This window comes from Streptococcus pseudopneumoniae (genome assembly GCF_038148935.1).
Lineage (GTDB): Bacteria > Bacillota > Bacilli > Lactobacillales > Streptococcaceae > Streptococcus > Streptococcus pseudopneumoniae_U.
Window position 1 is genome coordinate 1 of record NZ_JBBJZX010000189.1, and the last position, 796, is coordinate 796.

The 796-nt window shown below is 44.5% G+C and carries 1 pseudogene; it reads right to left on the reverse strand.

Annotated elements, in window-relative coordinates:
* Positions 1-796 (reverse strand): annotated as a pseudogene (locus WKI42_RS10520) (CshA/CshB family fibrillar adhesin-related protein); the annotation flags it as partial.

Sequence of the window (796 nt, forward strand, 5' to 3'; positions counted from 1 at the left end):
TTGCGGTCCAGTTGTCTCTGAAGCTTCAGAGCTTGGTGTTACTGGAATAACTGTTGGGGTGTAGGTAGCTTCTTTCGTAATGCTTGCAGTTTCATTCTTGGCATTTTTAACAGTCGCAGTTGCTTCAACTTTGATGGCATCTGGTGTCCCCTTGTACGCACCATCTGGTTGGAAGGTGACTTTACCTGTCGTTGAATCAATTGTATACGTACCAACTGATTGAACAACTACAGATGTTTCATCTGTCGCTTGGCCTGTAGTTGGATCCACAAGTTTATAGCCTGTGATAGTCGTTGTTGCTTCTGCTCCATCTGACAAGGCAAAGGTTGGAGTTCCTTCTTGTTCTGCCCCTTGAATATCTTTCGATGTCACATCAGTCGACGTTAGAGAAACTGGAGTAACTGTCGGAGTGTAGGTAGCGGTTGAGGTTTCACCATTTGAGTCCGTTGCTTGAACAGTAACACCTGTCCCCTTCTTTTTGTATGATGGATCTGGTACGAAGGTCACAAGGCCTGTTGTTGGTTCAATTGTGTATGTTCCTTCATTTGCAATTGTAACACTAGTAGTTGGTTGCATCGTTGATGGATCAAGCAACTGACGTGTTGCAATCGTTACTGATGGATCTGATGTTTCAAATTCTGGAGTTCCACTTTGAGTAGCCCCTTGAATACCAGTCGATGTAGCATCTTCAGATGTCATGGTCACAGCTGTTACCGTTGGAGTGTAAGTCGTTGTTGTCGCTGTTCCGTTGTCATCCTTCACTTGAACTGTTACTGGAGTTGCCTTTCCTACGAAA